Annotated in this window: 20 protein-coding genes and 1 riboswitch; of the genes, 2 read left to right on the top strand and 18 right to left on the bottom strand. The window is 35.9% G+C overall.

Annotated features, from left to right (window positions below; genetic code table 11):
• Positions 1-44 precede the first annotated feature (44 nt).
• Both vip and LMOATCC19117_RS01775 read left to right on the top strand, forming a co-directional pair.
• Positions 45-1,301: a cell invasion LPXTG protein Vip gene (gene vip / locus LMOATCC19117_RS01780; protein ID WP_003724252.1), complete on the top strand. Its 1,257-nt coding sequence runs from the start codon at positions 45-47 to the stop codon at positions 1,299-1,301.
• A 213-nt stretch (positions 1,302-1,514) separates the two neighbouring features.
• Positions 1,515-2,930 carry a glycoside hydrolase family 1 protein gene (locus tag LMOATCC19117_RS01775; RefSeq protein WP_003731049.1) on the top strand — a complete coding sequence of 472 codons (1,416 nt, stop codon included), beginning with the start codon at positions 1,515-1,517 and terminating at the stop codon, positions 2,928-2,930.
• 116 nt (positions 2,931-3,046) lie between these two features.
• Here LMOATCC19117_RS01775 and LMOATCC19117_RS01770 read toward each other — a convergent pair whose 3' ends face one another.
• The 18 genes from LMOATCC19117_RS01770 to LMOATCC19117_RS01685 form a co-directional block, all read right to left on the bottom strand.
• The gene (locus LMOATCC19117_RS01770) at positions 3,047-4,972 is read right to left on the bottom strand and encodes an ATP-binding protein (protein WP_003734567.1); all 1,926 of its coding nucleotides are present in this window, start codon (positions 4,970-4,972) and stop codon (positions 3,047-3,049) included.
• A 14-nt stretch (positions 4,973-4,986) separates the two neighbouring features.
• Positions 4,987-6,042, bottom strand: coding sequence for a DNA cytosine methyltransferase (locus LMOATCC19117_RS01765; RefSeq protein WP_003734566.1), 1,056 nt, complete (start codon positions 6,040-6,042; stop codon positions 4,987-4,989).
• A 92-nt stretch (positions 6,043-6,134) separates the two neighbouring features.
• Positions 6,135-6,341 carry a helix-turn-helix domain-containing protein gene (locus LMOATCC19117_RS01760; protein ID WP_003734565.1) on the bottom strand — a complete coding sequence of 69 codons (207 nt, stop codon included), beginning with the start codon at positions 6,339-6,341 and terminating at the stop codon, positions 6,135-6,137.
• Positions 6,342-6,509: 168 nt separating this feature from the next.
• Positions 6,510-7,136 (bottom strand): thiamine phosphate synthase, encoded by a 627-nt coding sequence (thiE, locus tag LMOATCC19117_RS01755; RefSeq protein ID WP_003734564.1) that lies wholly within the window; start codon positions 7,134-7,136, stop codon positions 6,510-6,512.
• Positions 7,133-7,936, bottom strand: coding sequence for a bifunctional hydroxymethylpyrimidine kinase/phosphomethylpyrimidine kinase (thiD, locus tag LMOATCC19117_RS01750; RefSeq protein ID WP_003734563.1), 804 nt, complete (start codon positions 7,934-7,936; stop codon positions 7,133-7,135). Before thiD ends, thiE begins: the two co-directional genes overlap by 4 nt.
• Positions 7,933-8,742 carry a hydroxyethylthiazole kinase gene (gene thiM, locus LMOATCC19117_RS01745; RefSeq protein ID WP_003741399.1) on the bottom strand — a complete coding sequence of 270 codons (810 nt, stop codon included), beginning with the start codon at positions 8,740-8,742 and terminating at the stop codon, positions 7,933-7,935. Before thiM ends, thiD begins: the two co-directional genes overlap by 4 nt.
• Positions 8,735-9,409 (bottom strand): thiaminase II, encoded by a 675-nt coding sequence (gene tenA, locus LMOATCC19117_RS01740; protein ID WP_003734561.1) that lies wholly within the window; start codon positions 9,407-9,409, stop codon positions 8,735-8,737. The genes thiM and tenA overlap by 8 nt, the downstream gene beginning before the upstream one ends.
• Before the next feature lie 86 nt (positions 9,410-9,495).
• Positions 9,496-9,601: riboswitch (TPP riboswitch) on the bottom strand.
• A gap of 30 nt (positions 9,602-9,631) precedes the next feature.
• Positions 9,632-10,417, bottom strand: a complete 786-nt coding sequence (locus LMOATCC19117_RS01735) for a ChbG/HpnK family deacetylase (RefSeq protein ID WP_003734560.1) — start codon at positions 10,415-10,417, stop codon at positions 9,632-9,634.
• A complete protein-coding gene (locus LMOATCC19117_RS01730) occupies positions 10,405-11,493 on the bottom strand; it encodes a threonine aldolase family protein (protein ID WP_003734559.1) in 1,089 nt (362 codons plus the stop codon). The genes LMOATCC19117_RS01735 and LMOATCC19117_RS01730 overlap by 13 nt, the downstream gene beginning before the upstream one ends.
• 190 nt (positions 11,494-11,683) lie before the next feature.
• Complete coding sequence (locus LMOATCC19117_RS01725; RefSeq protein WP_003724234.1) at positions 11,684-12,238, bottom strand: hypothetical protein; 555 nt, start codon at positions 12,236-12,238, stop codon at positions 11,684-11,686.
• A 35-nt stretch (positions 12,239-12,273) separates the two neighbouring features.
• The gene (locus tag LMOATCC19117_RS01720) at positions 12,274-12,558 is read right to left on the bottom strand and encodes a hypothetical protein (protein ID WP_003731056.1); all 285 of its coding nucleotides are present in this window, start codon (positions 12,556-12,558) and stop codon (positions 12,274-12,276) included.
• Between the two features lie 14 nt (positions 12,559-12,572).
• The gene (locus LMOATCC19117_RS01715) at positions 12,573-13,511 is read right to left on the bottom strand and encodes a hypothetical protein (RefSeq protein ID WP_003743531.1); all 939 of its coding nucleotides are present in this window, start codon (positions 13,509-13,511) and stop codon (positions 12,573-12,575) included.
• The gene (locus LMOATCC19117_RS01710) at positions 13,501-14,091 is read right to left on the bottom strand and encodes a hypothetical protein (RefSeq protein ID WP_003734557.1); all 591 of its coding nucleotides are present in this window, start codon (positions 14,089-14,091) and stop codon (positions 13,501-13,503) included. The genes LMOATCC19117_RS01715 and LMOATCC19117_RS01710 overlap by 11 nt, the downstream gene beginning before the upstream one ends.
• A 41-nt stretch (positions 14,092-14,132) precedes the next feature.
• Positions 14,133-17,711 carry a DEAD/DEAH box helicase gene (locus LMOATCC19117_RS01705; RefSeq protein WP_003743530.1) on the bottom strand — a complete coding sequence of 1,193 codons (3,579 nt, stop codon included), beginning with the start codon at positions 17,709-17,711 and terminating at the stop codon, positions 14,133-14,135.
• 47 nt (positions 17,712-17,758) lie between these two features.
• Positions 17,759-18,718 (bottom strand): restriction endonuclease, encoded by a 960-nt coding sequence (locus tag LMOATCC19117_RS01700; protein ID WP_003743528.1) that lies wholly within the window; start codon positions 18,716-18,718, stop codon positions 17,759-17,761.
• 54 nt (positions 18,719-18,772) lie between these two features.
• Complete coding sequence (locus LMOATCC19117_RS01695) at positions 18,773-21,880, bottom strand: type I restriction endonuclease subunit R (RefSeq protein WP_003743526.1); 3,108 nt, start codon at positions 21,878-21,880, stop codon at positions 18,773-18,775.
• A gap of 15 nt (positions 21,881-21,895) precedes the next feature.
• Positions 21,896-23,110, bottom strand: coding sequence for a restriction endonuclease subunit S (locus tag LMOATCC19117_RS01690; protein WP_003734551.1), 1,215 nt, complete (start codon positions 23,108-23,110; stop codon positions 21,896-21,898).
• The gene (locus tag LMOATCC19117_RS01685) at positions 23,111-25,687 is read right to left on the bottom strand and encodes a type I restriction-modification system subunit M (RefSeq protein ID WP_003734550.1); all 2,577 of its coding nucleotides are present in this window, start codon (positions 25,685-25,687) and stop codon (positions 23,111-23,113) included.
• Between the last annotated feature and the right edge of the window lie 22 nt (positions 25,688-25,709).

The following is a 25,709-nucleotide window of genomic DNA, read 5'->3' as shown; positions in this document are numbered from 1 at the left end:
TGCTAAGCTCACAAGATTATTTCTATTGGAGGAAAGACCACTTAATGAATAAATATTTTAAGAACTTAGCAACTGTATTATTTACTGTCTCCCTTTTAACTACTTCTATTACTGCCTTACCTGCGATGGCATCCGCATATGAAGAAACACATAATGCCTCAACTATTTATATTAGCCCTTTAGATGCGCCCCATGTTGGTGACACGAAAATCACTGGAAAAACCACAGCATTATCATCTTTTGCCATAGCAATTTATACCCCAGAAGGCAGGCTCACTGGAACATTCTTTGGCACTACCAATGCAGCTGGTACCTACGCTGTTGATTTATCCGATTTCACTTATTATGATCCTCTTGGCTACGAAGCTAGTGGCAATGTAATTTTAGAGAAAGGGGCCATGGTTCGTTCAATGACAGAAACTAATAGCGATTTAATCAAAACAGTAACCATCAACTACAACTATATCCAAACAGCCATTAATGAGCTGTTTCTAAATAATGATCCAACAGGAACTATTTTAGCTGCAACAGATCAAAACGCTATTAACGCTGTGCAGGAACAAATTAATACTGTAACTAGTTCAGAAAAAGAAACTTTCCAAGAACAACTTAATAATGCTCAACAACAACTGGATGCGCGCATAGCACAAGAACAGGCAGCCATACAAGCTGTCAACCAACTTTTCCTAGAGGATAATCCAGCAAACTCGATTAAAGCTGAAACTACGCAAGACTTGATTGACCAAGCTCAAACGCTTGTCGATGTTCTTCCTGCTTCCGAGTTAAAAGATACGCTTCAGGCCAACATTGTAAAAGCTCAAACAGAACTAGACGAACGTTCCAAACCTGTAACACCACCAAAAAACGATCCAGAAACTGATAACCCAGAAGAGCCAGTCACACCAGTAGATCCAGCAACTCCAACACCTGACGAACCATCTACACCAACAGATCCAGCAACCCCAACACCTGACGAACCATCTACACCAACAGATCCAGCAACACCTGAAAAACCAGAAATCACCACTCCAGAAAATCCAGAATCAACGGTAGTAGAATCTGATTCTAGCGAAAATGAACCAGAAAAATCCGCCGATTCAAAAATAGTAAACAACCCGATTCAAATTACTAGTCAAGCAACAAAAACAGCAACAAAACAAGCAACAAAACAAGCAAAATCCAGCGTAACAAAAACAACTACTTTGCCAATTCCTAAAACAGGGGACACTGAAACCACATCTAGCATTTTATTCGGTACACTTATGCTCGCTTCCCTTGCCCTTTTTAGACGTAAAAAATAGTCAAAACACCGGCTCAAAATAGAGTCGGTGTTATTTGTTTTCGTTGACTATCTTCCTTATTTTTGCTATATTTTAACTATAAATCGGAATGTTACCGACGAAAGCCGGGCATAACCAAATATTTTTCTAAGTACCGTGTTTTTTTGCATGTATTTAGAAAAGTATTTGGTTTTTTTCATAGATACTTTAAAATGTAGAAAAGGAGTTTTTAACATGCATACAAATACAGGATTTCCAGCCAACTTTTTATGGGGTGGAGCTGCTGCTGCAAACCAATTCGAAGGCGCTTACAACGTCGATGGAAAAGGACTTTCCGTTCAAGATGTTACTCCAAAAGGCGGATTTGGTCACATTACTGACGGTCCAACACCAGATAACTTAAAATTAGAAGGAATTGACTTCTATCATCGCTACAAAGATGACGTGAAACTTTTTGCCGAAATGGGCTTCAAGGTTTTCCGTACTTCCATCGCTTGGTCCCGTATCTTCCCAAATGGTGACGAAACTGAGCCAAACGAAGCAGGATTACAATTTTACGATGATTTATTCGATGAACTTCTAGCACATAATATCGAACCACTGATTACTTTATCTCACTATGAAACACCACTTCACTTATCGAAAACTTACGACGGCTGGGTAAATAGAAAAATGATCGACTTCTATGAAAACTATGTCCGCACCGTGTTTAATCGCTACAAAGGCAAAGTAAAATATTGGCTCACTTTCAATGAAATCAACTCCATTTTACACGCACCATTCATGAGCGGCGGTATTTCTACAAGCCCAGATAAATTATCTCAAAAAGACTTATATCAAGCTGTCCACCACGAACTTGTGGCGAGCGCGCTGGCTACAAAAATTGGTCACGAAATCATGCCCGAAGCCCAAATCGGCTGCATGGTCCTAGCAATGCCAACTTATCCGCTAACTTCCAACCCAGATGATATTATCGCTGTTATGGAAGCAGAGCGCAAAAACTACTTCTTCTCCGATGTTCATGTCCGCGGAACTTATCCGGGCTACATGAAACGCTATTTCAGAGAAAATAATATTGAATTAGACGTAACAGAAGAAGACCTAGAAATCCTTAAAAACACAGTAGATTTCATTTCCTTCAGCTATTACATGAGCACAACCGAAACAGCTGACGAGTCAAAACGCAAAGCTGGCGCAGGAAACATCCTAGGCGGCGTACAAAACCCTTACCTAGAAGCATCCGAATGGGGCTGGCAAATCGACCCTCAAGGCTTGCGCGTTGTCCTAAACGAATTCTGGGATAGATACCAAAAACCACTTTTCATCGTAGAAAACGGTCTTGGCGCTATCGATCAACTAGAAAAAGACGAAAACGGCAACTACACAGTAAATGATGACTACCGTATTAATTATTTGAGCGCTCATTTATCGCAAGTGAAAGAAGCGATTAAAGATGGCGTTGACTTGATGGGTTACACTTCATGGGGCTGTATTGACCTTGTAAGTGCCTCCACTGCTGAAATGAAAAAACGTTACGGCTTTATCTATGTCGATCGCAACAACGACGGCACAGGTACGCTAAACCGTTATAAGAAGAAAAGTTTTGATTGGTACAAGAACGTTATTGCTACCAATGGTGAAGATTTATAAAAATGAGAAACCCAGGTTTGCCCTTTTTAAGAGGGGTAACCTGGGTTTTTATTAATCCGATTTCAATTTACTAATGCATTTAATTTATTTATAGTAAAAATTCTCCACTATTTTAGTTAATTAGCGTTTGTAGAACATTTTTGCTTTAGCTCAAATAATTCATCACTTGAAACAACGCAAACAACTTCTTTTAATTCTGCTTTATTCTCTTCTCTACTCAAAATTTTACATCCAAATTTCTCTCCGATATTTTCTATCCAAATACAAAACATGTCAAGATTCGTGTAATCCATATAAAAGTCATTTCCCAATCTCAATGTATTCTGATATTGACGGGCTACATCCAAAGGAGCTTCTGGTGAAAAATCATTAAGAGTAAATATACAATGATCCGTTTGTGTGATCCATCCTGCACCTACCTCAGCAATTGCCCCCCATGATTTCCTCATATTTTCACTAGTAACATAAATAACATATATTTTTTCTACAGAAATACTATCTACAAAAAAATCTCTCAGATAACCATATATACTCATTTCAGCTGGAATTCTAGCTTCTTCATCTTCACAATTACTATATAGAATAGAATCTTTTGACAAACCATTTTTGAGAAGCATTATATATATAAGATCCGCTAATTTTTTATCAGCCTTCGTATGGCTAATCAAAACTTTTCTTTTATTAGAGTCAATTGTTGATTTCAACCCTAAAGACTTCATATGTTTATTTACTTGTGTGTTTACAATACTTTCGACTTCATCCTTATTTATCGTACTTATTTTAGAAATTTCACTAGTCATTTCCCGTGTTACATCACGTTTGAAACCTATGCTTTTTTCTTTTAATTCTTCTTCTTTCTTCTTTTGTTGCTTTATTTCTTTTTCTTTTTTTCCAGCCTTCAAAAGCTCAGAATAAAAAGATCTATCTTTCAAGATACCAGGTAAAAGTTCCTCCTTAACATATTCTAAAACTTTTTCATACCTCTCATCATCACTCTTATACCCTTGTCTATTACTTAAAGCCATATCTGGAAGATTAGTTTCCTCGAATAGATCAATATGAAGTTGACCAGCAATATATACCTCTTGTAATTTATTTTTCCCTACAATTGGTAAAATATTAAATATCCCAAGTTTTGAATTAGCATAAAGTGAAATGAAATTATCAGAAAACTCCTGCATGTTTTTTTTCATTTCTCTGGTGGTTTTGTATGCCCCTACCCATCCCTTAATTTCTAAAGTATAATCTTGTTCTTCGTTATCTTTATTGAGCATGTTAAGTATAATTTTTTTAGATTCTTTATTTTTCAATAAACTATTTTTTTGTTCCTTGAAATCACAATTATAGAATTCATTCATTTTCTTATAATCTTCACCTAAAGTAGTTAAAACAGCCATTTTCCTGACTAAAGCGCTCTGTGATTCTTCCAAAATTTCATGTTTATCTCCTCTAATAAGATGAATTCTAAATGTTTCATCTACAAGTGGAAATATTTTCAAGAGATTGTTCGCCATTGTACTTAAATGAACAGGTAATTTATATGTAGGATTTGTCATCTCAATTGCGGTTCCATGATTTTTAATTTTAATAAAGCTAATGGTATCTTCATTAATTGCTTCTAATTTTTTATTGATCACCTTTCTTGATAATACAAATCCAGATTTTTCACCATCTTTTATTGTCTTAATGTTCACATTCTCTGAGACTGAAAGGGAAGCAAGTTTCCCCACACCCTTTCTCCCCATTTTTCGACGATTATTTAATTTTGTATATGAATTTATAGCGTTCGTTCTACTTTCTTTAGCGACACTCAAAAAATTTTTAACATCTTTATTCTCATAAGACATTCCGCTACCATCATCTTCAACAATAAGTTTGTTTTCTTCATCTATTCTATCTATTACATATACATTTTTAGCATCTGCATCATAAGCATTAGCTATTAATTCCCCTAAAATGTAATAGATATTCGTATACAAATGAGGCCCTAATAATTCTAATATTCTTGGATCAATATCCAGATTGTATTCTTTTTCACTCATCTCTAGCACTCTCCTTATGATAATAATTTATTATTTTCTAGATGTATTTTTATACTTTCCCCTATAACCTCTCCCAATTTAACAGGTACAGCATTTCCTATTTGAACAGCTAGTTTAACAAAAGATGCTTGCTCAATTTTTTCTACAAACTGATAATCTTTAGGAAAAGTCTGTAGAATCGCTCCTTCTCTCAAACTCAAAGCCCTATCTTGTTCAGGATGCCCAAATCTACCATTCCCATATCCCACAAATTGAGTAGTAATAGTTGACGATGGCTTGTCCCATTCCAATCGACCGTATACTGATTTATAACTTTCACCACTTTTTCGTTTATAACAGTTAGGCAAAAGCTCTTCATCCCAATCTTTCCAAGTTCCTCCCGGAAAAGAACTCTTAATTCTTTTTATATTCAAGTCAGATAATTTTCTTGCCCTATGAAGAAAATCCTCGTTATCCGTTTCACCTGCCTTAATTGGCTTCAATCTTGAAATTGCTTCCCTCACTGTTGGATAATTATCTTTCGTTCTTGTTGGCTCTAATAAACTAATCTCACCTATTTTAGATGCTAACAGTAAAAGTCTTTTTCTTTTTTGAGGAACACCATATTCTGGAGCATAAACGATTTTCCAATCAACAAAATAATTATTACTTTTTAATAAAGTAATAAATTTTTCAAAAACCGGATCATTTCTAAGTTGTGGAACATTTTCCATTGATACGATTTCCGGCTGTACTAATTCAACTTGTTTTCCAAAATAATCTAATAAATCCATTTTTTGTTTTCTTGTTTCGCTTTCTTTATACCTATGACTATATGCAGAAAATGGTTGACACGGAGCACAGCCCATTAAAAGTCTTATATCCGTATTTTCAGGATATAATGCTGATATTTCATCATCGGAGATTTCTTTTATATCTTTATGAATAAATCTTGCCTTATTATTATACTCATATGAATACTGACATTCTTTAGCAATATCATAACCCGCAATAACATTGATCCCCGTCTTCTGAACTCCACAAGTTAGACCACCTACACCACAAAACAGATCAACCGCATTGACTATCATTGAAGTCCCTCCTATCTTTCTATTTTTAAATAATACTTTTAAAATAAAGAAAACTGTAGAAAATTATCCATCTCAAATTCACTCTTCTCGTCTCAGTTTTTGTTCTTCTTCCTATCAAGTAAATAATCAACACTAACATCAAAATAATCAGCAATCTTAATCAAAGTGGTTGCAGTCCATTCTATTTTCCCGGTTTCATATTGAGAATACGTATTTTGAGACACATTTAATAATTTAGCCATTTGTTGTTGTGTGATGTCATTATCTTCTCTAATTGAACGAATATTTCTATATTTCATCTTTATCACCTAAATTAATTATAAATATCTTTATTGCAGATAAGCTTTTTCATCTGCAATAAAGATATTTTACTGAAATAACAAGTGGAAAATAATTTGCTTTTCAGAAAAAAGTTACTAATTAACATTTGTTGAGAATTCATCTATAGTTTTTGTCTTTTAAAATTCTCATATTAGATTAGCGATAACCAACTGGCAATCATCCGACCGAGTTATCGCTGAAATAACCGATACCCCGTCCGCACCTGCTGTGAGAACCTCGGCTGAATTTGTTTCATTAATTCCGCCAATCCCGACAATTGGTAGCTTAATTCCAGCCCGGCGAATTTCTTTCAAAATTGTCGTTCCACTCACTGGCTCTGCATCCGCTTTTGAAATCGTGGGAAAAATGGGCCCAACGCCGATATAATCCACCGCTCCAAGTCGTTCTGCTTCCTCCGCTTCACTAACCGAATGAACCGAAAGTCCGATTTTCATTTTTCCAGCGCAACTCGCGATAACTTGGCGAATTTCCTCGTCGTTTTGCCCGACATGGATGCCGTCCGCGCCGATTTCGAGGGCTAGGGCGACATCATCGTTAATAATGAATGGCACTTGATATTTTGCGCATAATTGTTGGCATTCTAGCGCCATTTCTTTTCTTTCGGAAGCAGTTTGGAGTGAGCCTGCTCCTTTTTCGCGATATTGGAAACAAGTAATTCCGGCTTTCAGTGCTTCTTCTAACACACCTGGCAACGTTCCACGAACAATATCTTGCGTTCCAGCGATAAAATATACAGCTAGTTCAGCTCTCATTTCCCATCCTCCAATCGGTAGGCAAAATGGTTGGTTGGACCATGACCGTGACCAATTCCAAGCGGATATTTAATCGCACTTGTGATAAATTCTTTCGCAACCATGACACTATCCAAAAGCGAATTCCCTTTCGCAAGTTCAGCTGCAATACATGCCGAAAAAGTGCAACCAGTTCCGTGCGTATGCGGCGTATCAAAGCGCTCGCTCGTCAGCCATTTTGTCGTTTCGCCATCATAGTAAAAATCAGCCGCCTCACTCATTTTGCTATGCCCACCTTTAATAACAACCGCTTTTACACCTATATCAAAAATTTTCTTAGCGGCTTGTTCAATTTCCGCCTTGGTTGTGATTTTTTCACCAAGAATTTCTTCCGCTTCTGGAATATTCGGCGTAATGATCGTACCAAGTGGCAAAAGCTCATCTTTCAACACTTGTGTCGCCTCGTTTTCAAGCAAAGCAGTGCCACCTTTTGCAATCATCACGGGATCAATAACGATATTTTGGAAGTTGTGCAAACGTATATTCCGCGCCACTTCCCGGATAATTTCTGCATCTGCTAGCATTCCAGTTTTCACGGCGCTCACTTGAAAATCCTCTGCAATCGCGTCACACTGTTCACGAATCATTTCTACTGGGATTTTATGCACTGCTTTTACACCTAGCGTGTTTTGTGCCGTGATTGCCGTGATGACGGACATGCCAAAGGTTTTGCGCTCTTGAAATGTCTTGATGTCCGCTTGTATCCCCGCGCCGCCGCCAGAATCTGAACCAGCTATCGTTAACACTTGTGGGAAAATCATTTGTGTTCACCACTTTCTTGGATTTTAGCTTTGGCACGCGTTTTTTCGACCGACCAACTAGCAAGCGCATCCAAAAATAGTGATCGAAATGAACCTGGAAGTTTTCTTTCTAACTCGATTTCCGCATATTCAGAAGCCACCGCATAACTCGCGCATGCTTCGACACTAGCTCGAAAGGCATCATCTTGAACTGCGATAAAACTACCGCAAACTGCACTGAGCAAACAACCAGAACCAGTAATTCTTGGAAGCAGTTCGCTACCATTAGCCACTTTTGCAAAACGAGTTCCGTCCGAAATCACATCTACTTCGCCGCTAATAATAACAACCGTGCTCCATTCATTCGCCACTTTTTCAGCAATGCTCAGCACATCCGCCGAACCAACACCCGCATCCACGCCTTTCGCTTCCCAAGCTTCACCAGCAATCGCCGCAAGCTCTCCCGCATTTCCACGAATCGCCGTAAACTGAATTTCTGCCAATAATTCTTGCACCACTTTACGACGGTATGAAGTCGCGCCAACACCGACCGGATCAAGCACAACCGGCGTCCCAGCAACATTCGCCGCACGTCCAGCAATTTTCATCGCTGTAACAAGCTCCCCGTCCAGCGTCCCAATATTAATCACGAGCACATCCGCCATTTTCGCAAGTTCATCCATTTCCTCTTTCGCAGAAGCCATAATCGGTGACGCACCAATCGCAAGCAAGCCGTTCGCCGAGTCATTCGCAACCACGATATTCGTAATATTATGTACCAATGGCCCTTTTTCCCGCACCTTTTCCAACGTCATAAAATCAAACATAATTCACACTCCCACGCCAATTTTGTTTTTTATAAGCCATATCAAAAAACGCCCATTCCATTTCCACACTAATTTGAAAAGCCTGCTTCATGAGGGCAAGCTCCCGCGCATCCGCCATACTCGCCGCCTGTTCCACCAACCGCTTCTGCTGCAACACCACTTTTTGATAATTTTCATCCACATAACTATCCAACAACTCTTGATAAAATGGCTCCGAACTCCGCGCCCCTTCGTACATTTTCCCCATATCAGCATAAAGCGCATAACATGGCAAAAGCGCCGCAATCGTTACCCCAAAACTGCCAAAATCTGCCATCCGGTAAAGGTGAGAAGTATAATGATAAGCAGTTGGCGCTGGTTTGCGCTCGGAAAAATCACGCTCCGCTAGCCCAACCCGTGGATAAAACTGTTCGCGCATCAACAACTCTGATTGCTGAAGCCGCCTTTGTACTTCCCTCATTTCCGCAGCAAGTTCCGCCGTCCCCGCCTGTTCCACACTTTTCTCAATCACCTTCTCAAAATGTGACAAGTAATAATCATCCTGGAGCAAATAATAGTAAAACGCCTCCTTCTCAAGCGTCCCATCCGCCAAACTCTGCACAAATGGATGCTGCAACGTTTCTTGCCATAAATCCCCTACTTCTTCTTGAAAACCGTGAACAAACACTCAAACTCCTCCTTTTGAACAATAAAAAAAGCGCCCACTGTCCCTTAGCATAAGCAAAGAAACAGCAGCCGCGATAAATTTTCCGGTCACTTTCACATTCACTTCCCTACGCTTGCACTAACAAACAGGTTCAAAGGGTCAGAAAGCATTACCTTCCTATCTCAGCCAGAATCGGCCCCCCTAGTTTTTCTTATTAAGTTGCGTTCATCATAACATAGAGTTTTACCGCTGTAAATCCCCAAATGTAATAAGCTCAAACCCATTTTCACTAAGCCAATCCCGCACCCGCGCGTCACAAATCGTCGCAAGCTCACGGCACCGCATCAACGTATAAGAAGAATTATCCAGCACAAATTGATCCAAAAAACCGACATCAAAATGCATCTCAGCGATTTCGTTTGCTGCCAATTTTAATAATCCGAAATCATCGTTAAGGAAATTTTCAACTGAGACACCACCATTTGTGTATGGGAGTGCGCCAGACTCCAATAGTTTAGTAATTGGTAAATAACCTTCCTGATCTGGCAATTTTTTATCACCGCTGTATTTTAAAGTGGTGTGAATCCCGAACTCACGCGCAATATCAAAGAAAGCTTGGTCAACCGTTCCATCACCGATTGAGTGGCAGTCAATGTGTTCTGGGTAGTGACCCGTTAGCGCTTTGAACCGTTCCATTTGAGCGATAGTTTCCGTGCGCACATCTTCGTATTGGAATTTCAGTTCTGGGTTAGCACGGTAATATTTGGAACGATGGAATTCCCCGTTTTCGTCGACGAGTGATGGGATTTCCACCGGGTCCGCGCATGGTTTTCCGAGTAGGAAATTTGTATGTTGCCCGATGAATAGGTCTGGGTGGTCTTTTGCGAGAGCGATTGCGTGTTCGGCAGTTTCTAGGTTTGGCATGAGTAAGGTAGATGTGGTGATGCCGGTTTTGTAGCTTTCGATGATGCCGTGGTTGATGGCTTTGGATAGACCGAAATCGTCTGCGTCGATGATTAGTTTTGGCATGGTAAATCCACCTCTAATTGTTTAAACACAACATCCAAAATCTCCACCGGTATTTCCGCAAACGCATCCCCAACCGAAACCTCAAACGCACAAACATCCGCCGATTTCTCCTGCAAATACCCCGAAATCCCAACCCCAGTTTCATCCTGAATCTTCGTCAAAATCGCCCCAATCTCATCAGCCGACTTCTCAAAATAAACATGAAACATATTAGAAACCGGCACTTCCGGCACAGTCTTCACGCCCGAACACGAATTAAATCGCTCAGCCAATCCTTTCGCCGCTTCAAAATATTCCGCCATTTTCCCAATCCGTTTTTCAAAATAGTAATCCGCGGACAAAATATACGGATACAGACTAATCAAATCTCCGCCATACCGTCGTTTCCAGATTTTCGCCTCTTGCACAAAATCATCATTCCCAGCCAGAATCGCCCCAGCAATCCCGCCAATTCCTTTGTAAAACGACACATACACACTATCAAACAGCGCACAAATTTCTTCCGCAGACTTCTGATAAAACGGCGTGATTTCCCATAACCGTGCCCCGTCAAGATGCAACGAAATACCCTGTTCATGGCAATACTCCGAAATCTCCTCAAGCTCTTCAAAAGCAGGCAGCTGCCCACCAATTTCTCGTTGTGGAAGTTCGATAAGCACACTAGAAACTGGCTCGCGAAGGCTTTTAATATCGTCAATTGTCAAAAGTCGATTCGCTGTTCCAAGTAATATGGGCGTGATTTGTTGCAATTCTTTTAACCCATCTTGCTCGTGAATCTCCAAATGAGAGAGCGGATGATATGCCACGCACCGATTCTCTTTCCGGTCAGCCCAAATCCTTAACGCGATTTGCTGAGCCATCGTCCCACTTGGAAAAAATACCGCAGATTGTTTCCCGAGAATTTTCGCGATTTTTGTTTCAAAGTTTTCAATAACTGCGCCATTTCCGTAAATATCGCTTTCTAGGTTATCATCTATATTTTGAAGTGCTTCTGTCAGAACACCTACATTGCGCGGACCGTTCCCGCCTAGTTTATATGGTGTTTTTTGGTAGCTGGTTTTTAGTGTGTTTATCATTTTGGTTCACTCCTTTTACGATATAATTTCTAAATTTATCTATATTATACCTAGAACTCAAGCCTATTGTAAATTTAACTACGGTAACAAAAAAACTATCCTCCCGAGGACCCTCGAAAGAATAGTCTTCACAAATAAATTTTAAAAAATAGGTGGTTACAACGGACTTCCGCTTCTCGCTTCTAATAATTTAATTTTTCTTGTAGGTTTCCTTAATCAAAACTTTCTCTTTAGTATCGACTTTTTTGAAAATTAATTTTCCACTTTGCATTTCTAAAGAGAATACGAAATCTTTTTCATCTGCTTTGACATCTATGTGATATTCATCCCCTTTTTGTTCATTTTTGGTTATTTTGACATTATTCTTGGATTTAAGAAATTTTAGCATTGTTTCTACATTCTCTTTATCACTTTCAGTTTCATAACTGTATACTTTTTTGCTAATCAATGTACCATCATATTGATATTCATCGTCACCTTTTTTCTTTAATTTATAAGAATTAGTTATAGCAACTGCATCATCAATATACAATTCTTTTACATTTCCCTCTGCATCAATGTCCAAGTCAAGACTAACTTTACCCGCTGCATCCGTTTCCTTGTAATTTGATCCATCGCTCATACCAATCCCCGACGATTCCAACTTCCATTTTCCGGTATACTTACTATCAACAACCTCTTTACCACAACCAACTAACAAAAGACAAATCCCTAAGAAAATAATACTTACTAACTTTTTGCTCATCTTGTTGCTCTCCTTTTTTTGTATATAATTAACGGTTAATCCCGTTCCACCTCGATGTACTCCATTGCTTGCGTTCTCTCTTCAAAATACTCATCATGCCATTCAATCCGCACCTTCTTATCCAGCAAAACTCGAACACTTTTTGTTAAATGCGAAAGAGCTTTTATATCTACTCCATCATCATCAAAATTCAATAGCACTGGCACTTGATCACCAAAACCATCTTTATCTAGTAAAATCACAACCCCACCAGCTTCATCTTGGTATAATCGTATGTCTAAATTAGATATTATTTCCCACCCGTGTACTGTTTTTTTCATTTCGTTTATCCTCCTTATATCAATGCGATATCTCTACTAATTAATCTTTCCACAATAGAATCATGAATAATAGCAATAAATGTTTTGTAATTATATTCATTTACTTCTATAATTCTATTTTCACTACATATAGTTACTTGATCTGCTATTGGTAATCTTTCAACAGCTTCACGAATTCTATCTATCGTAAACTCAGTCCCTGATTCTTTATATTTCGAAAGTCTAATTGTCAGCCGTTTTTGGTTTAAGATAGCTTCTTCAATTTTATCATATCCATCAAATTTCACAGAAAATTTTTCAGCAGCAACTTTAAAGTTTCGTTCTTTAAAATGCAAAAGGTTTTCTTTCGCAAGTGCTTTTTTCTGTTCAAAAGTTCCTAACATCATTTCAAAATCAACATTATCAAAAACATACAAGCAGCCGTTATTTTTATCATATTGAGCGCAAACCGTGGTTGGAACTGTAATTCCAGCACCTATATCATATAGGACACTTTTATTTCCTGTAGTGAAGAATTTAGGGATATTTAAAATTGATCCCCCCTTTACAACCCCTCTTGATTGAATGGGTAAAAACAAACAATCTGTATCAGATTCTAAAAGAATAAATTTAAATTTATCTTTATCTAAATCTAATTTCCCATCACAATTTGTATTATCACTAATTGGTATAATTTTGTCATATACAGATAACGTAGTTTTCATTAAAAATCGATTTACAAAATCTTCTAATAAATTATTGACAGGAAGCTCTTCCAAATCAATATAGTATCCATCCTCGAACAATAATGAATCAGTAGAATATTTTTTTAGTTCCTTCTTTCCTGCAAGCTCAGAAATATTTTCTATTTCTGCAACTATTTTATCTCTATCTTTTTGACTTAAATGTAATAACTGAATTCTATCTAACTTCTTATTCTTATTTATCCCAACCCATGCATTGTCATATATCATTTTCATTCTCCTCAGCAATTAAATATGTATTGCAATCAGCCGAATCACCTAACCGAGTATACAAATTTGGTTTATCGGAAATTCTTAGTTTTTTATCTATAGTTAAAATATAATTCCCATCTTCAAGCTCATAAATATCCATACCAAAAAATATTAATAAGATATTTGGAAATACACTTGAACCTCTAATCGTTAACGTAAAGATTAATATCTGTAAAATAATAAAAACAATTAAAGTTATTAATAGTTCATCTTGAAATACTAAAACAGAAGGCAAAATAATCCCCATAAAGAAAGCCACAACATCGCCATTCTTTTTAGCGATTTGGTTTGTTCTATTAATCAATATTCTTTTATTATGACCATTCTTCTCTCTTCCCCTCTTAAGTAAGAGCCATTTTAAAAAGGCCAAAGATAATACTGATAGGACTAAAAAAATACCTAGAATAAAGTATATTAACGTATCACTTACTTTATTTGTTTGCATTTTGATTTGTAAACTAAATAGTATATAGGCGGGTAACATCGCTGTCACAAAATATGTTATTTTAAACAAAAAACTTGTACCTTCAAAAATCACTATTCAACTCCTTTTTCATAAGACCTATGCGATTATTTGCTCTAATTACTAGATATTATCTCTAACCTATTTTGCAACACAAGCAAAGAAGGATTCTTCTTCCAGACATTAGCATCTCCAATAACATATAATCGATATTTAGCTCTTGTTACAGCAACATTTACAATATTTTCGTTCACCCAATTAACCGCACCCATTGCACTAGCATCACATCCTAGTAAAAAGATTACTTCTCCAGCCTCTTTTCCTTGGAATTTATGGACTGTTCCACAATGAGTATTGAGCCATGACTCAAAATTTGCCTTAGCATATTTTTTTAGTATAGATGATTTTTTAGCTTCTTGTACAAATCCTCTTATTACTGATGTAAAAGGAGAAATAATATACATATCAGCTTGACCTTCCTGCTTTTCAAATGCTTTCTCGACTACCATTACAGCCTTTTTCACTTGTTCTGGTACATGATGGTTTTTATTACCTATTTCATTTCCGTCAATTGAAATCCACAATGAGTTTGATTCAACTAAATTTTTTTCAATTGCTTCTTTAGGCTCAGCTGTTTGAAAAAGCATTGTGTTGTTATAAGCCAGTTCATTTGAAATAGAAAACATTGGATTTAAACAGCGTCGGTGAATAACTAATGGGCAACCCACCCATTGCTTTTCGGTTCGATCATTAGAAGAAAGAAAACTTCCAATATAATTCACGCTGTCAGCAAAAGTCTGTACAGAAATCACCCTGCTCTTATACCAAGAAAATTCTTCCTTTGCAAATAGCTCTAATAAAAGTTTAACATCTTCAGTTACTACCGGTTCCACTTGCTTAGGGTCACCCACAACAATAGCTTTTTTAAATCGCCAAAGTGCACCAACAGCCATTTGGGGAGTAGCCTGTCCAGCTTCATCAATAATTAATTGCCCTAAACTTTCCGGTTCCTCTACATCGGCTAAAAACCTGCTAACAGAAGCAAATGTTGTTGAAATAACTGGTGTTAATAGAAAAATTGTATTTAACAACTCTTTAAAACAATTCTTTCTATCTCGCTCGGAAAAATAACAAAATTCCTTATCACTATTCTTCTTGAAATTCCACAAGTAGCCTAGATTAACAAGGTTTGATTTCACTTTTTCTGAAGTTAAAATAAAATATTTATTCACTTGTAAAGCTAAATAGAATAGTTTTTCTCTTTCTCGATCATACTCTCTTGTTATCCAAGGATTTGCAAGTTGCGCTTCCAATTCTATAGTTGTATTTTTCCCATGAAATCGGGAAAGAAATGCATCATTTAGTATTACCATCCCACTCTTCTCTAAATCAGTTATCTCTTTTACCCACTTGGCCTCAGATTCAGCTTGGAGATTTGTTAACTCACTTTGTTTTATTTGAATCCGTTTTTCATATAAACCAATATCACTATGATATTTTTGAGATTTATTCTCTAAGTTAACTTTGTATTGCTCTTGTTCTAGCAAAGCCTCTTTTTGATAAGCGATAATCCCGCCTTGTTTTCGTTCGGTTATAATAGCTGATTTTTCATACTCTCGTAAATCTAGAAGAGCCTGTTCTAATTGTCTTATTCCTACTAAGCGTTGCGTTTTCAAAAATCGATTAAATACTTTTTCATGAAACTTTTTGCCAACCTCTAAATTTGCTATCTCTTTTGTGGTCTCAAGAATTTTCTCTTGCAAAATACTTGTGTCCTTCTTTAAGAAAACTAATTTACTTTTTTCTCTTTCAAATTGAAAATAATCATGTTTTAACGTTGGTAAAAGCTGTCTCAATTCATAATCGACAACCATTACCTTTTTTTTGAGATAATCTATATTCTCTAGGTACTTTTTAATATCCTCAAAAACAGATTTTTCTTTACGACTTAATGGCTTTGTATTTAAATTCTTCCTGTTCTTAAATTTACTAATTTCATGCAAAACTTGTTGCATATCTTGGACTTTTTGATATTGTTTTTTGAATTTATTTTTAACTTTTTCAAATTCTGCCTGATTATCTTTTTTGCTACCAGTTGTATAATTAATTATTGGCATTATTACTTGATAAAAATAATTGGATAAATTAGCTCGTTTTCCTAATGGAGCGGAAATTAGTCCCCACTCACTCAGAGTTTCCTTATTTTCTAAATTATCATTATTATATTTTAATAAATGAGCAAGTAAAGTAAAATAGATATCTTTTCTTTTCACACTTTCTATTTTCATCTTGTTATATTTATCACATATTCTCACGCGAAAAGATAATTCTGTTTCTTGTTTTCGTTGATTGAACAGTTCCTTTATTTCTGAGGTTTCCTTAGAATCGATACCATCCATCAAACTTGCATAGTCTGGTAATTCTTTTGTGATATTTTCAACCGCTGCATTGTTGGATGATGCAACTAATAAATTAAAGTCATTTATTTTATCATTTTTCAGTCCATAGAAATGGTTAAATTCATTGTCATATCCTCTATACTTCTTACTCCCATCCTTAAATGAGATTGTATTAAAAGCATCGTCCGCGTTTTTATATTCAGCTAATATCGCTGCTCTTTCTACCACATTGTGCGCAATCAGTTCTTTAAGTAAGGTTGTCTTTCCTGTTCCAGGCGGCCCATTTACAGAAAAAATCTTTCCTTCCTGTTGCAAATATGCATTAATAGCTAGTTGTTGCATTAAAACAGGTGAATGCTTGGACGGCCATTTCCCTTTAGGACTGTTTAAAGGATCCAACATGCTTGTTAATAAATCATCATTTTGTCTAATATCCTTACGATTATTTTCTAGTTCATTTCGATTTCTATCATCATGTAGTGCTGTTACATAATCAACGAAATCATCTTGATTGTTTGTTGTCTTTAATTTATTTAACACAAGCTCAAAATCACTTTGAAAAAAGCTTATCATTAATTCACTATGATTTTCTAAAGTATCATTGTATTTATCAAATTCTTTCTGATTTTTAAACCGAGTATAAATTAAATTGTTATAATATGTAACCCCATTTTTTTGCTCTATAGAAACATAATCATCAACAAAAAGCTTCACTATATAATTAAAAAGTCTATTTAACAATTTCACAGTAATCTTATTTTCTGCTTCATTTACAGAAAAAAAGTGTGCTTCAATAGTAGCCATCGTTTTATAATATTCTTCTAGCTTAAGTTTTGTCTTAAGTTTATTAGGATACTGACAACACACTGTCATTCCCCATAGTAGTGGAGATACTCGAAGTGACTCCTTAATATATTGTCCCTCTGAATTGACTTTCATGGCAAGCATAGCGATGTTTTCTGTATTATTTTCAACTGTCTCTCTATCTTTGAATTCCTGATAAAGTGTATCAATAATAATTTTCCTTTGCATCCGACCAACTACAATATGAAAATCACTACTAGTAATTGGTAATTGTTCATTAAGTTTTTCATTATCTTTAATCTTCTCTTTAATGGTTTGTTGATCTGTTACTTCCTCAAAAATAGTTAGTTTGTTTTGATTTAGCTCTTCCATTTTTGATAACTGTACTTTTCTATCTTCCATGTTTTGTATTGGAAACGCTTTTTGGTTCAAAAATTCTATTAATCGCCAAAATTCAATAATTTCCATGGCTTTTAGTTGTTTTGTTTTCATAACTGCCCCCGCCTTATGCTATGTCTTCATCTCACGAAAATTTCTTTTTATATATTATTCAACTCAAAATAATCATTATCAATCCGGAATATCGTATACTGATTTTCAGCTTCCACTCCAACTTTGTACTTCAACATCAATTCTGTTAATTGAATCCCGTCAATTAACACAATACCCTGATTAACAGCAAATTCTTTTGCTCCACTTGTATAACTAGAGGTCGTAATAAAAACTCCTCTATCAGCTCGCACACTTGCTAATGCACCATAAAATGATTGTATATCCGATCGATTTATTCTATTATCTTCTTTGTATCTTTTAGCTTGGAGATATACTGTACTCGTGCCAAGTGGGTCCTGATTAATAATACCATCAATCCCCCCGTCATTGGATCGACTAGTTACTTTGGCACTTCCACCTTCTCCGCTATATCCCATTCTGCTAAGTAAATCAACAACAAGTTGCTCGAAAAAATATGGATCACTATTTCGAATTTTATCTAATAATTCAATAGAAACTTCATTATTCATATTATCAATAATGCTGCCAACTTCTTTTTTAGGATTTTCTTTTTCAATATCTTCACTAACACTTGTCGAAATTCCTTTGCGCTGGTTTCGGATAGCTAATTCTTTGATGTAATTAATATAATCTGGCTCTTCTTCTAACATTTTTTTTGTGAGTTTATCTCCGTTTATTTTTAATAATTTTTTGCCAGATGTGGTTATTTGGTATATCCCTCTTTTGGGACGACATAATGCCCCTGCTTTATATAGTTCGCTTAACGCAAAACTAAAGCGATTAGCAAGGATAAAATCATTTGTTTCTGGATAAGTGACCAATTTAATATCTTCTGGAATATTTAAATGTTTATATACTCTATTTCTAATAGTATGAATTGTTGCCTCTTCATCATTTTTTAGCACTTCTAAAATATATGGAATGATGGAGTCAAATGTAGGTAGCCCGTTTGCTGATTGTTTTAATTTTGTCCAGTCTTTATTCATATGAGGTCCCGCTTTCTCTATTTTTGTTGTTAGTTATTGTAACCACATTTCAAATCAATTATACCTCTGCCTAGTCTCCGCAATCCATTCAGGCATTTTTTCCCGTAGCTTCATCTTATGCTCTAATTGGTTTCCCGCAGCCTTATTTTCTGCAATTTCATATTCAACGCTACCTATTACATCCTCAAAATAAGGGATAACATCTGGTTGCATTTCAGAATAAGCACTAACAGATTTAGCTAATATATCATCTTGATCTACAATACCCCATTCTTTAGCAAAAGCTTGGATAACCACCTGCTCTTGTTCTTTTTTCCAAGCTTCGAAAGCATCATCAAAAGTGATATTACTAGTTATTTTACCTGGCACTAGCTCTTGTTCGACAAAATCTTTTAATAGCATTGCCTGAATGTGTTCCCCTCTATTACTAAGCTCCTGAATATCTTCATAAATAAGGCGTAATGTTTCTTTATCAGCAAACTGCATTGCTCCACTTGAATCAACTTTCGAATCGATTAAACTTAAAATATGCGCTGCGTCAATTCTTTGGTTACGAGATAATTTCGTTTTTCCAGGAAGCGGAGTACTAATAGATTCTTCATATACGATTTGCTCTTCATTCAGTAAGTTATTATAAGCACCAACATAAAGTAACCATGTATGTTCATCCATACCAAACGTCTCTTCATTCCAAGTATACTCATAATATTGCTCTACGGTTCTCCACTGAACTGCGGTATCCTTAAACGCTTTGATAAACTCGATTCGCTCCAAATCATCATTCTCAAGGCTTGCCCACGCAGTTGGGTCTGGTAATGTGAGAACCATTTCATCGATTTTTATCCTCAACTTTTTAACAGCCGTATCATATAAATCCACAATGGCTAAACTACTTTTCCCGCCACTTCCGTATAATTTCAAAGCATTATTTACATCGTCCTCTGTCATTCTAGGGTATTGGAAATTGACAATACTTCCAAACTCTTTTCTTTTATCAAGAACTCTATTAGTACGTGAATAAGCTTGGATTAAACCTTGAAGTTTTAAATATCGATCCACATACAATGTATTAAGATATTTAGAGTCATAACCAGTTAACAACTGATCTGCGACTATGATTAAATCAATATTTTTCTCGTTTCGACCACTACCGCCGCGAGTTGCTCGTTCTACAATATCTTCAAAATAAGCCGTTTCCCCATGTTTTTTATCACCTGCTACAAACTCAATACCTGTAAAAGCAGCATAATCGCTAAACATTCCCTTGATAATTTCTGGAGCAACATTCTCAGGATCATTTTCATTACCAAAACTGAAAGTCATCGCTATATTTAATTTTTGCCCGCTTGATTGTAGTTGCTTTTTGAATTCATTATAATAGTCAATCACTCGTTTTTTATATGCAACTGTGAGTATTGCATTAAATGTCTTCTCTTGAGATTGCATATCCCAATTAGCAAGTATTTCTTCAACAACTCTCGGCATATGCGTATCATCGTTATAAGCTAGCAGACCTTTATTTGCTGCTATTTTTTCTACTTCTAATTCCGAGTATCTATATACTAATTTAGTAGTTTCTTTGACACCTAATTCTGGTTTTTCTAAGAGTAATCGTTCAATAAGTTTATCTCGTAACGCATCGTAATTTTCAAACTCACCCGTATTAATATAATCGACGTTGAATCCTAATACATTCCCATCAGCAATCGCTTCATCAATCGTATATTTATGTAATTCTCTTCCAAATAATTTTTCCGTCGTGTTAATTACTTCACTTTTATGATTAACTTTTCCTCTAACTTCATTTTCATCAAAAAGTGGTGTCCCTGTAAAGCCATAAAACAAGCCTTTTTTCTTAAAGTGTTTTTTTATATCACCCATCATCTGCCCCATTGTTGTCCGGTGAGCTTCATCGATAATAAATACGATTTTCTTATCCGCTAAACTAGAATCATGTGTCTCTTCTAATTCCTTTATTAAGCTATTTAACTTAAACGTTGTAGTCACGATAATACCAGCTTTAGAGGACTTAAGTTCTTTTTTTAAATGATAGGTGTGTTTCGTATCATCTACTGAAACAGACTCAAAAGCTGCATAAGCTTTAAAATTTGCGCTTGTCCTACTATCTAGCTCGCGTCTATCAACTAAAAAGACAACTTTATCAAAACCAGCGCGAGTGGACAGAAATAGCGCTGTTTTAAAACTAGTAATTGTTTTTCCAGAACCCGTTGTATGCCAAACAAACCCGCCATGTGGGATTTTATCTTCTTGATCCCAGCCAAATGCCGCGCCCTCAACTGCTTGAAGCGCATACACTTGGTACGGCCGCATAAGCATGTGTCGTTTATTTTCTTCTTCTTTTGCTTCATCAATAATCAAATAATCCCCAACCATTTGGTGCGCCATAGGAATCATAAGAAAATTAGCAACAATTTGCTTCCAGTTATTCATCGGTTTATTATTTTTATCTGACCAATGAAAAACAAAACTCTGATTAAAATCTTTTATTGATTTTGGAGTAGCAAAATAGCGCGTTTCAATCTCCGTTGTCATTACCATCATCTGAGAAAACGCCATAAAATTATTTGTATATTCACCATTACGATAATAACGTTTAAATTGTTCAAACGCTTCATCTAAAGGCTTATCGGCACGTTTTTGTTCTACATTAATTAAAGGTAAGCCATTAATGAGTAAGACAATATCAAATCTACTTGCCTTCCCTTTTTCATCTGTCATCGGCGCTTCTACTTCACGCGCAATTTTATAACTAGATTCTCCACCACGAACCTCTGCTTTTTTGAAGATGGTCAGGGTTATTTGTTTCCTTGTAACTTTCGGATTATCATCTCGATAAATTCCATCAATTTTTCCTTTACCATCTTCAATCGCTAAGAGTTTTGCCGCCTCGTAACTATTATTTATCTTCCTTACTTTTGTCATTACTTGGCTAAATTCACCATCTGTTAGAGGAACTCCTTCTAGCTGATCTGCGTTAAGTCGGTTAAGTTCTTCTCTCCAGTGGTTAATTAAATCATTCACGGTTACTTTTTGTTTGTTTCCATCTAAAAAATCTGGTGCATCCCATTGATAATTTTGGAGTTCTTTCACAAAATTATCTTGAAAAGCTTTTTCGGACGCTTTTTTTATTGTGTTCCCCATGATTCATCCCCCGTTCTAAATGAACATTTCGTTTAAGTATGCTTTTTTGATGTTTTGTAGTTTTTGTAGTTTGCGTTGGTGAAGAGCGATAGTGTCGTCGAGTTGTTTGAAAAAGGTACCTATTCTTTTTTGTTCAGAGCTTTCTTTTGGAATGAAAAAGCTGCTATTAGATACTTTTGTCCAATCTGATCTAGGCATCTTCGTTCCCGCAGTATCATTAGCTACTTTCTGATAACTATCTGATTGAATTAAATTATAGATAAAACGAGGGGTAGCTTCTATAGCTTCAAATACCCAAAAGTCCCCTACAGCAACACCTTTAAAATCAGGATATAACCAATTTTTTAGATATGGACGTAACTTTCCATATAGAATATTCTTAGGTTGAAACAAAATGCCTTTTCTACTATCAAATTTGTTAGAGATATCTTTATTCAATCGACCTTCTTCTGCAATTATATCTTCATATTCTACTTTAGGAAGGATACTCGAATTAGAGGTTTTACTTAAACGATTAATAATTTCTATAAACTTACGCTGTTCCCAATCATCAGTAAATCCTCCAAATCGGCGTTTTGGTTTGGTTTCTCCTTCTGCTGGAAACATTTCTGAGAGATAGGCAGTTTTTAATGCTTTTATTTTTTCTAGCTTACGTTGATGAAGAGCGATAGTGTTGTCTAGTTGTTTGAAAAAGTCACCTATTTTTTGTTGTTCTTTTAATTTAGGAATATATAAAGCAAATCTAGCATACTCTTGAGCATTAATTCCTGGTTGGCCTGATCTCTGAGAAGTAACCTGAATAAAATTATTATACCTTTCTGTTAAAGTGCTTTGAAAGATAAAACTGACATTATATTCATGTTTGATTTTTGCTCTTATTAGAAACCCAGCAAAAAATACTTTGCCATCTATTTTATTGTAACAATAAGATTTTCCAGTACTTGCTCCTGTTCTCGCTAAGAGAATATCACCCTCTTCTAATAAGTAATGATTTAGGTTATCTAAACTTATATCTGGGGAGGTTAGATTATCTTGATTAAATACATGAGAACTTTCATCAATATCTGTAATTCGAATATATTTATTTTCTCCATCATATGTTTTAGAACTTGCATTAAGCCCATATTCGAAGGAATTCGCAATTTCACCTAACTTACGCTGTTCCCAAGCGACAGCATTATTGAATTCCATAAATCTTCTTTTAGGAACTCTCTTGTTAATATGTGACACCTATCTCACCACCAGTTCACTCATCAATTTTTCTAATTCATTTTCTAACTTTTTACTCTCTTCATCTATATCATCAAGTGTTTCGGCATAGCGTTCATGCAACTGTTTTATAATATCTAGTTCCTTCTTAAGCGGTAATTCAATAAGCTTCACTAAATCATCCACCATTGTGCCAAACCATTTCTCGAATACTAACTCATCAATTTCTTCATCAGTTAAAACAAGAATCCGCTCATAAACAGCTTCTTTGAGTTCATTCTCTTTAGCTTTAATTTCTTTACCTAGCGAAGACTTTTCAGCTATTAATCCATCTGCTTTTTTCAACAACTCATAAGAAGAGCTTTCTTTTGTTACTCTCTTTAGTTCTGCTTTCACTGTCTTACTTTCAAATGAATCTTGTGGTTCACCTTCTGCATTTTTCTTTATTGATTCAAATAGTACGATATTCTCTTCACTATCTTCAATTTTAGCCACTTCTACTAGTTCACTAAGTTCCGCTTCCACGGCAGTCAGACGAGCTTTTTTATCCTCAATTATTTGAAGTTCTTCACTATAGAAACGTTTTGCAATTAATTCATTAGGAACAATCGCGCCAACCCATCCATCTTGTTCTTCGCGCTTCTTATTTCCGCTACCTTTAGTCACCATATTTGGTTCACGTGTCCGACCAATTGTATAGAAACCACCACCTGCTATTAGCTCAGCATCATGTGTTAAACTATTTTTCCAGACTTCCGCAATAACTTGATAGCCATCATACACATCTATTCCGTCGAAAGAGGAAAGTAATTCTTTAATATTAACGAGCATTTCTTCCATCAATGGATTTACATCTACAATATTATTAATTTCATGTAATTTCTTCCAATATAGTTCAATAAAAGCTTCAGATTTTTCTCGGATAATATCTGATTTAGTAGTAATATTTTTATCAGTTAGTACTTCATTCGTTAGTTCATCAATAGTTTTTTCCAATTGAACATATCCGTCACGAATCGGCTTAAGCGCACTATCCAACACATTTTTTACCGTTGTCTGTAATGTTTTTAGTTCGTCGATGTTTGCTTGCGGAATGCCGCCATAAAGATGAGCATCTACATCATGAGGAATTTCTTTATCAATTGACTCCACATATCTGGGAATATTCATATTATAATCGTTTTCCACAATTTCTTCTCTACTAGCTAAATGACTATACCCAGCCTTTTCAGCTCGTTCCACATAAGTATCTACAATTCTCGCAATATCTTTTTCTTGTAGTTCATTTTGTTTGCCTACTTTAATAAAATTCCGCGAAGCATCAATAACAAGAACTGGCTCACTAATTGCTCGATTCTTTTTCAAAATCAAAACACATACTGGAATTCCTGTATTTGTAAATAAATTCCCGGGTAGCCCAATAATTGTATCAATATAATTTTTGTTCAATAGTCGTTTGCGAATTTCGCCCTCAGTTCCGCCGCGGAATAACACACCATGAGGCAACACAATTGCCATCGTTCCAGTTTGACCTAAATGATATAAACCATGCAAAAGAAAAGCAAAGTCTCCCTTTGAATCTGGTGGTAATACACCTGCTATTTCAAAACGAGGGTCACTTACTTTTAAATTAGATTTATTCCAGTTTGCTAGTGAATAGGGCGGATTCATTACAACTGCATCAAATAGCACTCCCTCAGCCGGACGACTTGGATCTTCAGGCCAGTCTTCTGATAACGTGTCACCATTCTTAACGCTCATTTTCTCAGGGCGTACACCATGAAGTAACAGATTCATTCGCGTTAAGTTATAAGTAGCAGTGTTTTTTTCTTGTCCATAATAGTTTAAATCTTTTTGGACATCTTCTTTTAAATGTTTTTTCACCGTTAGTAATAATGAGCCAGAGCCAACTGTTGGATCATAAATGGAAGTAATATTAGAAGTTTTAGCCGCAATTTGTGCCATAACTTCACTTACCTGTCTAGGCGTATAGAATTCCCCAGCTTTTTTCCCAGATTCCATAGCAAATTGACCAATTAAATACTCATAAGCATCCCCGAGAACATCACTTTTTTGCAAAGCAACCATGTTTAAATCTTGGAACAACTCAATTAACGCTTTGATATTTTTACTACGTTCATTTAAGTTGCTACCTAATGCAGTATCTGTTAAGTCAATGGTAGAACTGGAAAATAAACCTTGGAAATCATCAGAATCGCCTGATACAGCAATTGTTCGCTCAAAATTATTCAAGCTATCAATTACTTTTTGGACCTCAAATTCACCGATAGCAATATCTTTTAACCATGTTTGATATAGATATTCTGGTAACACAAAATAGCCTAAAACACTTTGAATCATTTTATCTAAATTCTCGCCATGAACCGCTCTTGCTTTGGCATATTTTTCTACTAGCTCTGCTTCAGATAACTGTCCTTCGCCAGCTATTGATTTATATGTTTCTAATGTCTTATCACTTAGAAATTTGTAAAACATTAGTCCTAGCATGTAATCTTTATAACGACTCGCATCCATGGAACCACGGAGTTCATTTGCACCGTCCCACAGTCTACGTTTAATTTCTTCTGATGTAATCATTATTTATCCCCCACTACCTTAA

The organism is Listeria monocytogenes ATCC 19117, assembly GCF_000307025.1.
Taxonomy (GTDB): Bacteria; Bacillota; Bacilli; order Lactobacillales; family Listeriaceae; genus Listeria; species Listeria monocytogenes_B.
The sequence above is the reverse complement of the archived record's forward strand: the minus strand, read 5'-3'. Positions and strand labels throughout refer to the sequence as shown.

Coding starts and splice junctions, on each gene's coding strand:
- thiD (WP_003734563.1), bottom strand. CDS start 7,936: ATGATTTTCCCACAAGTGTTAACGATAGCTGGTTCAGATTCTGGCGGC.
- LMOATCC19117_RS01765 (WP_003734566.1), bottom strand. CDS start 6,042: ATGATAGTCAATGCGGTTGATCTGTTTTGTGGTGTAGGTGGTCTAACT.
- LMOATCC19117_RS01705 (WP_003743530.1), bottom strand. CDS start 17,711: ATGAAAACAAAACAACTAAAAGCCATGGAAATTATTGAATTTTGGCGA.
- thiE (WP_003734564.1), bottom strand. CDS start 7,136: ATGAGAGCTGAACTAGCTGTATATTTTATCGCTGGAACGCAAGATATT.
- LMOATCC19117_RS01695 (WP_003743526.1), bottom strand. CDS start 21,880: ATGGGGAACACAATAAAAAAAGCGTCCGAAAAAGCTTTTCAAGATAAT.
- LMOATCC19117_RS01760 (WP_003734565.1), bottom strand. CDS start 6,341: ATGAAATATAGAAATATTCGTTCAATTAGAGAAGATAATGACATCACA.
- LMOATCC19117_RS01730 (WP_003734559.1), bottom strand. CDS start 11,493: ATGATAAACACACTAAAAACCAGCTACCAAAAAACACCATATAAACTA.
- LMOATCC19117_RS01685 (WP_003734550.1), bottom strand. CDS start 25,687: ATGATTACATCAGAAGAAATTAAACGTAGACTGTGGGACGGTGCAAAT.
- LMOATCC19117_RS01770 (WP_003734567.1), bottom strand. CDS start 4,972: ATGAGTGAAAAAGAATACAATCTGGATATTGATCCAAGAATATTAGAA.
- LMOATCC19117_RS01715 (WP_003743531.1), bottom strand. CDS start 13,511: ATGATATATGACAATGCATGGGTTGGGATAAATAAGAATAAGAAGTTA.
- thiM (WP_003741399.1), bottom strand. CDS start 8,742: ATGTTTGATTTTATGACGTTGGAAAAGGTGCGGGAAAAAGGGCCATTG.
- LMOATCC19117_RS01725 (WP_003724234.1), bottom strand. CDS start 12,238: ATGAGCAAAAAGTTAGTAAGTATTATTTTCTTAGGGATTTGTCTTTTG.
- LMOATCC19117_RS01700 (WP_003743528.1), bottom strand. CDS start 18,718: ATGAATAAAGACTGGACAAAATTAAAACAATCAGCAAACGGGCTACCT.
- LMOATCC19117_RS01735 (WP_003734560.1), bottom strand. CDS start 10,417: ATGCCAAAACTAATCATCGACGCAGACGATTTCGGTCTATCCAAAGCC.
- LMOATCC19117_RS01720 (WP_003731056.1), bottom strand. CDS start 12,558: ATGAAAAAAACAGTACACGGGTGGGAAATAATATCTAATTTAGACATA.
- LMOATCC19117_RS01775 (WP_003731049.1), top strand. CDS start 1,515: ATGCATACAAATACAGGATTTCCAGCCAACTTTTTATGGGGTGGAGCT.
- vip (WP_003724252.1), top strand. CDS start 45: ATGAATAAATATTTTAAGAACTTAGCAACTGTATTATTTACTGTCTCC.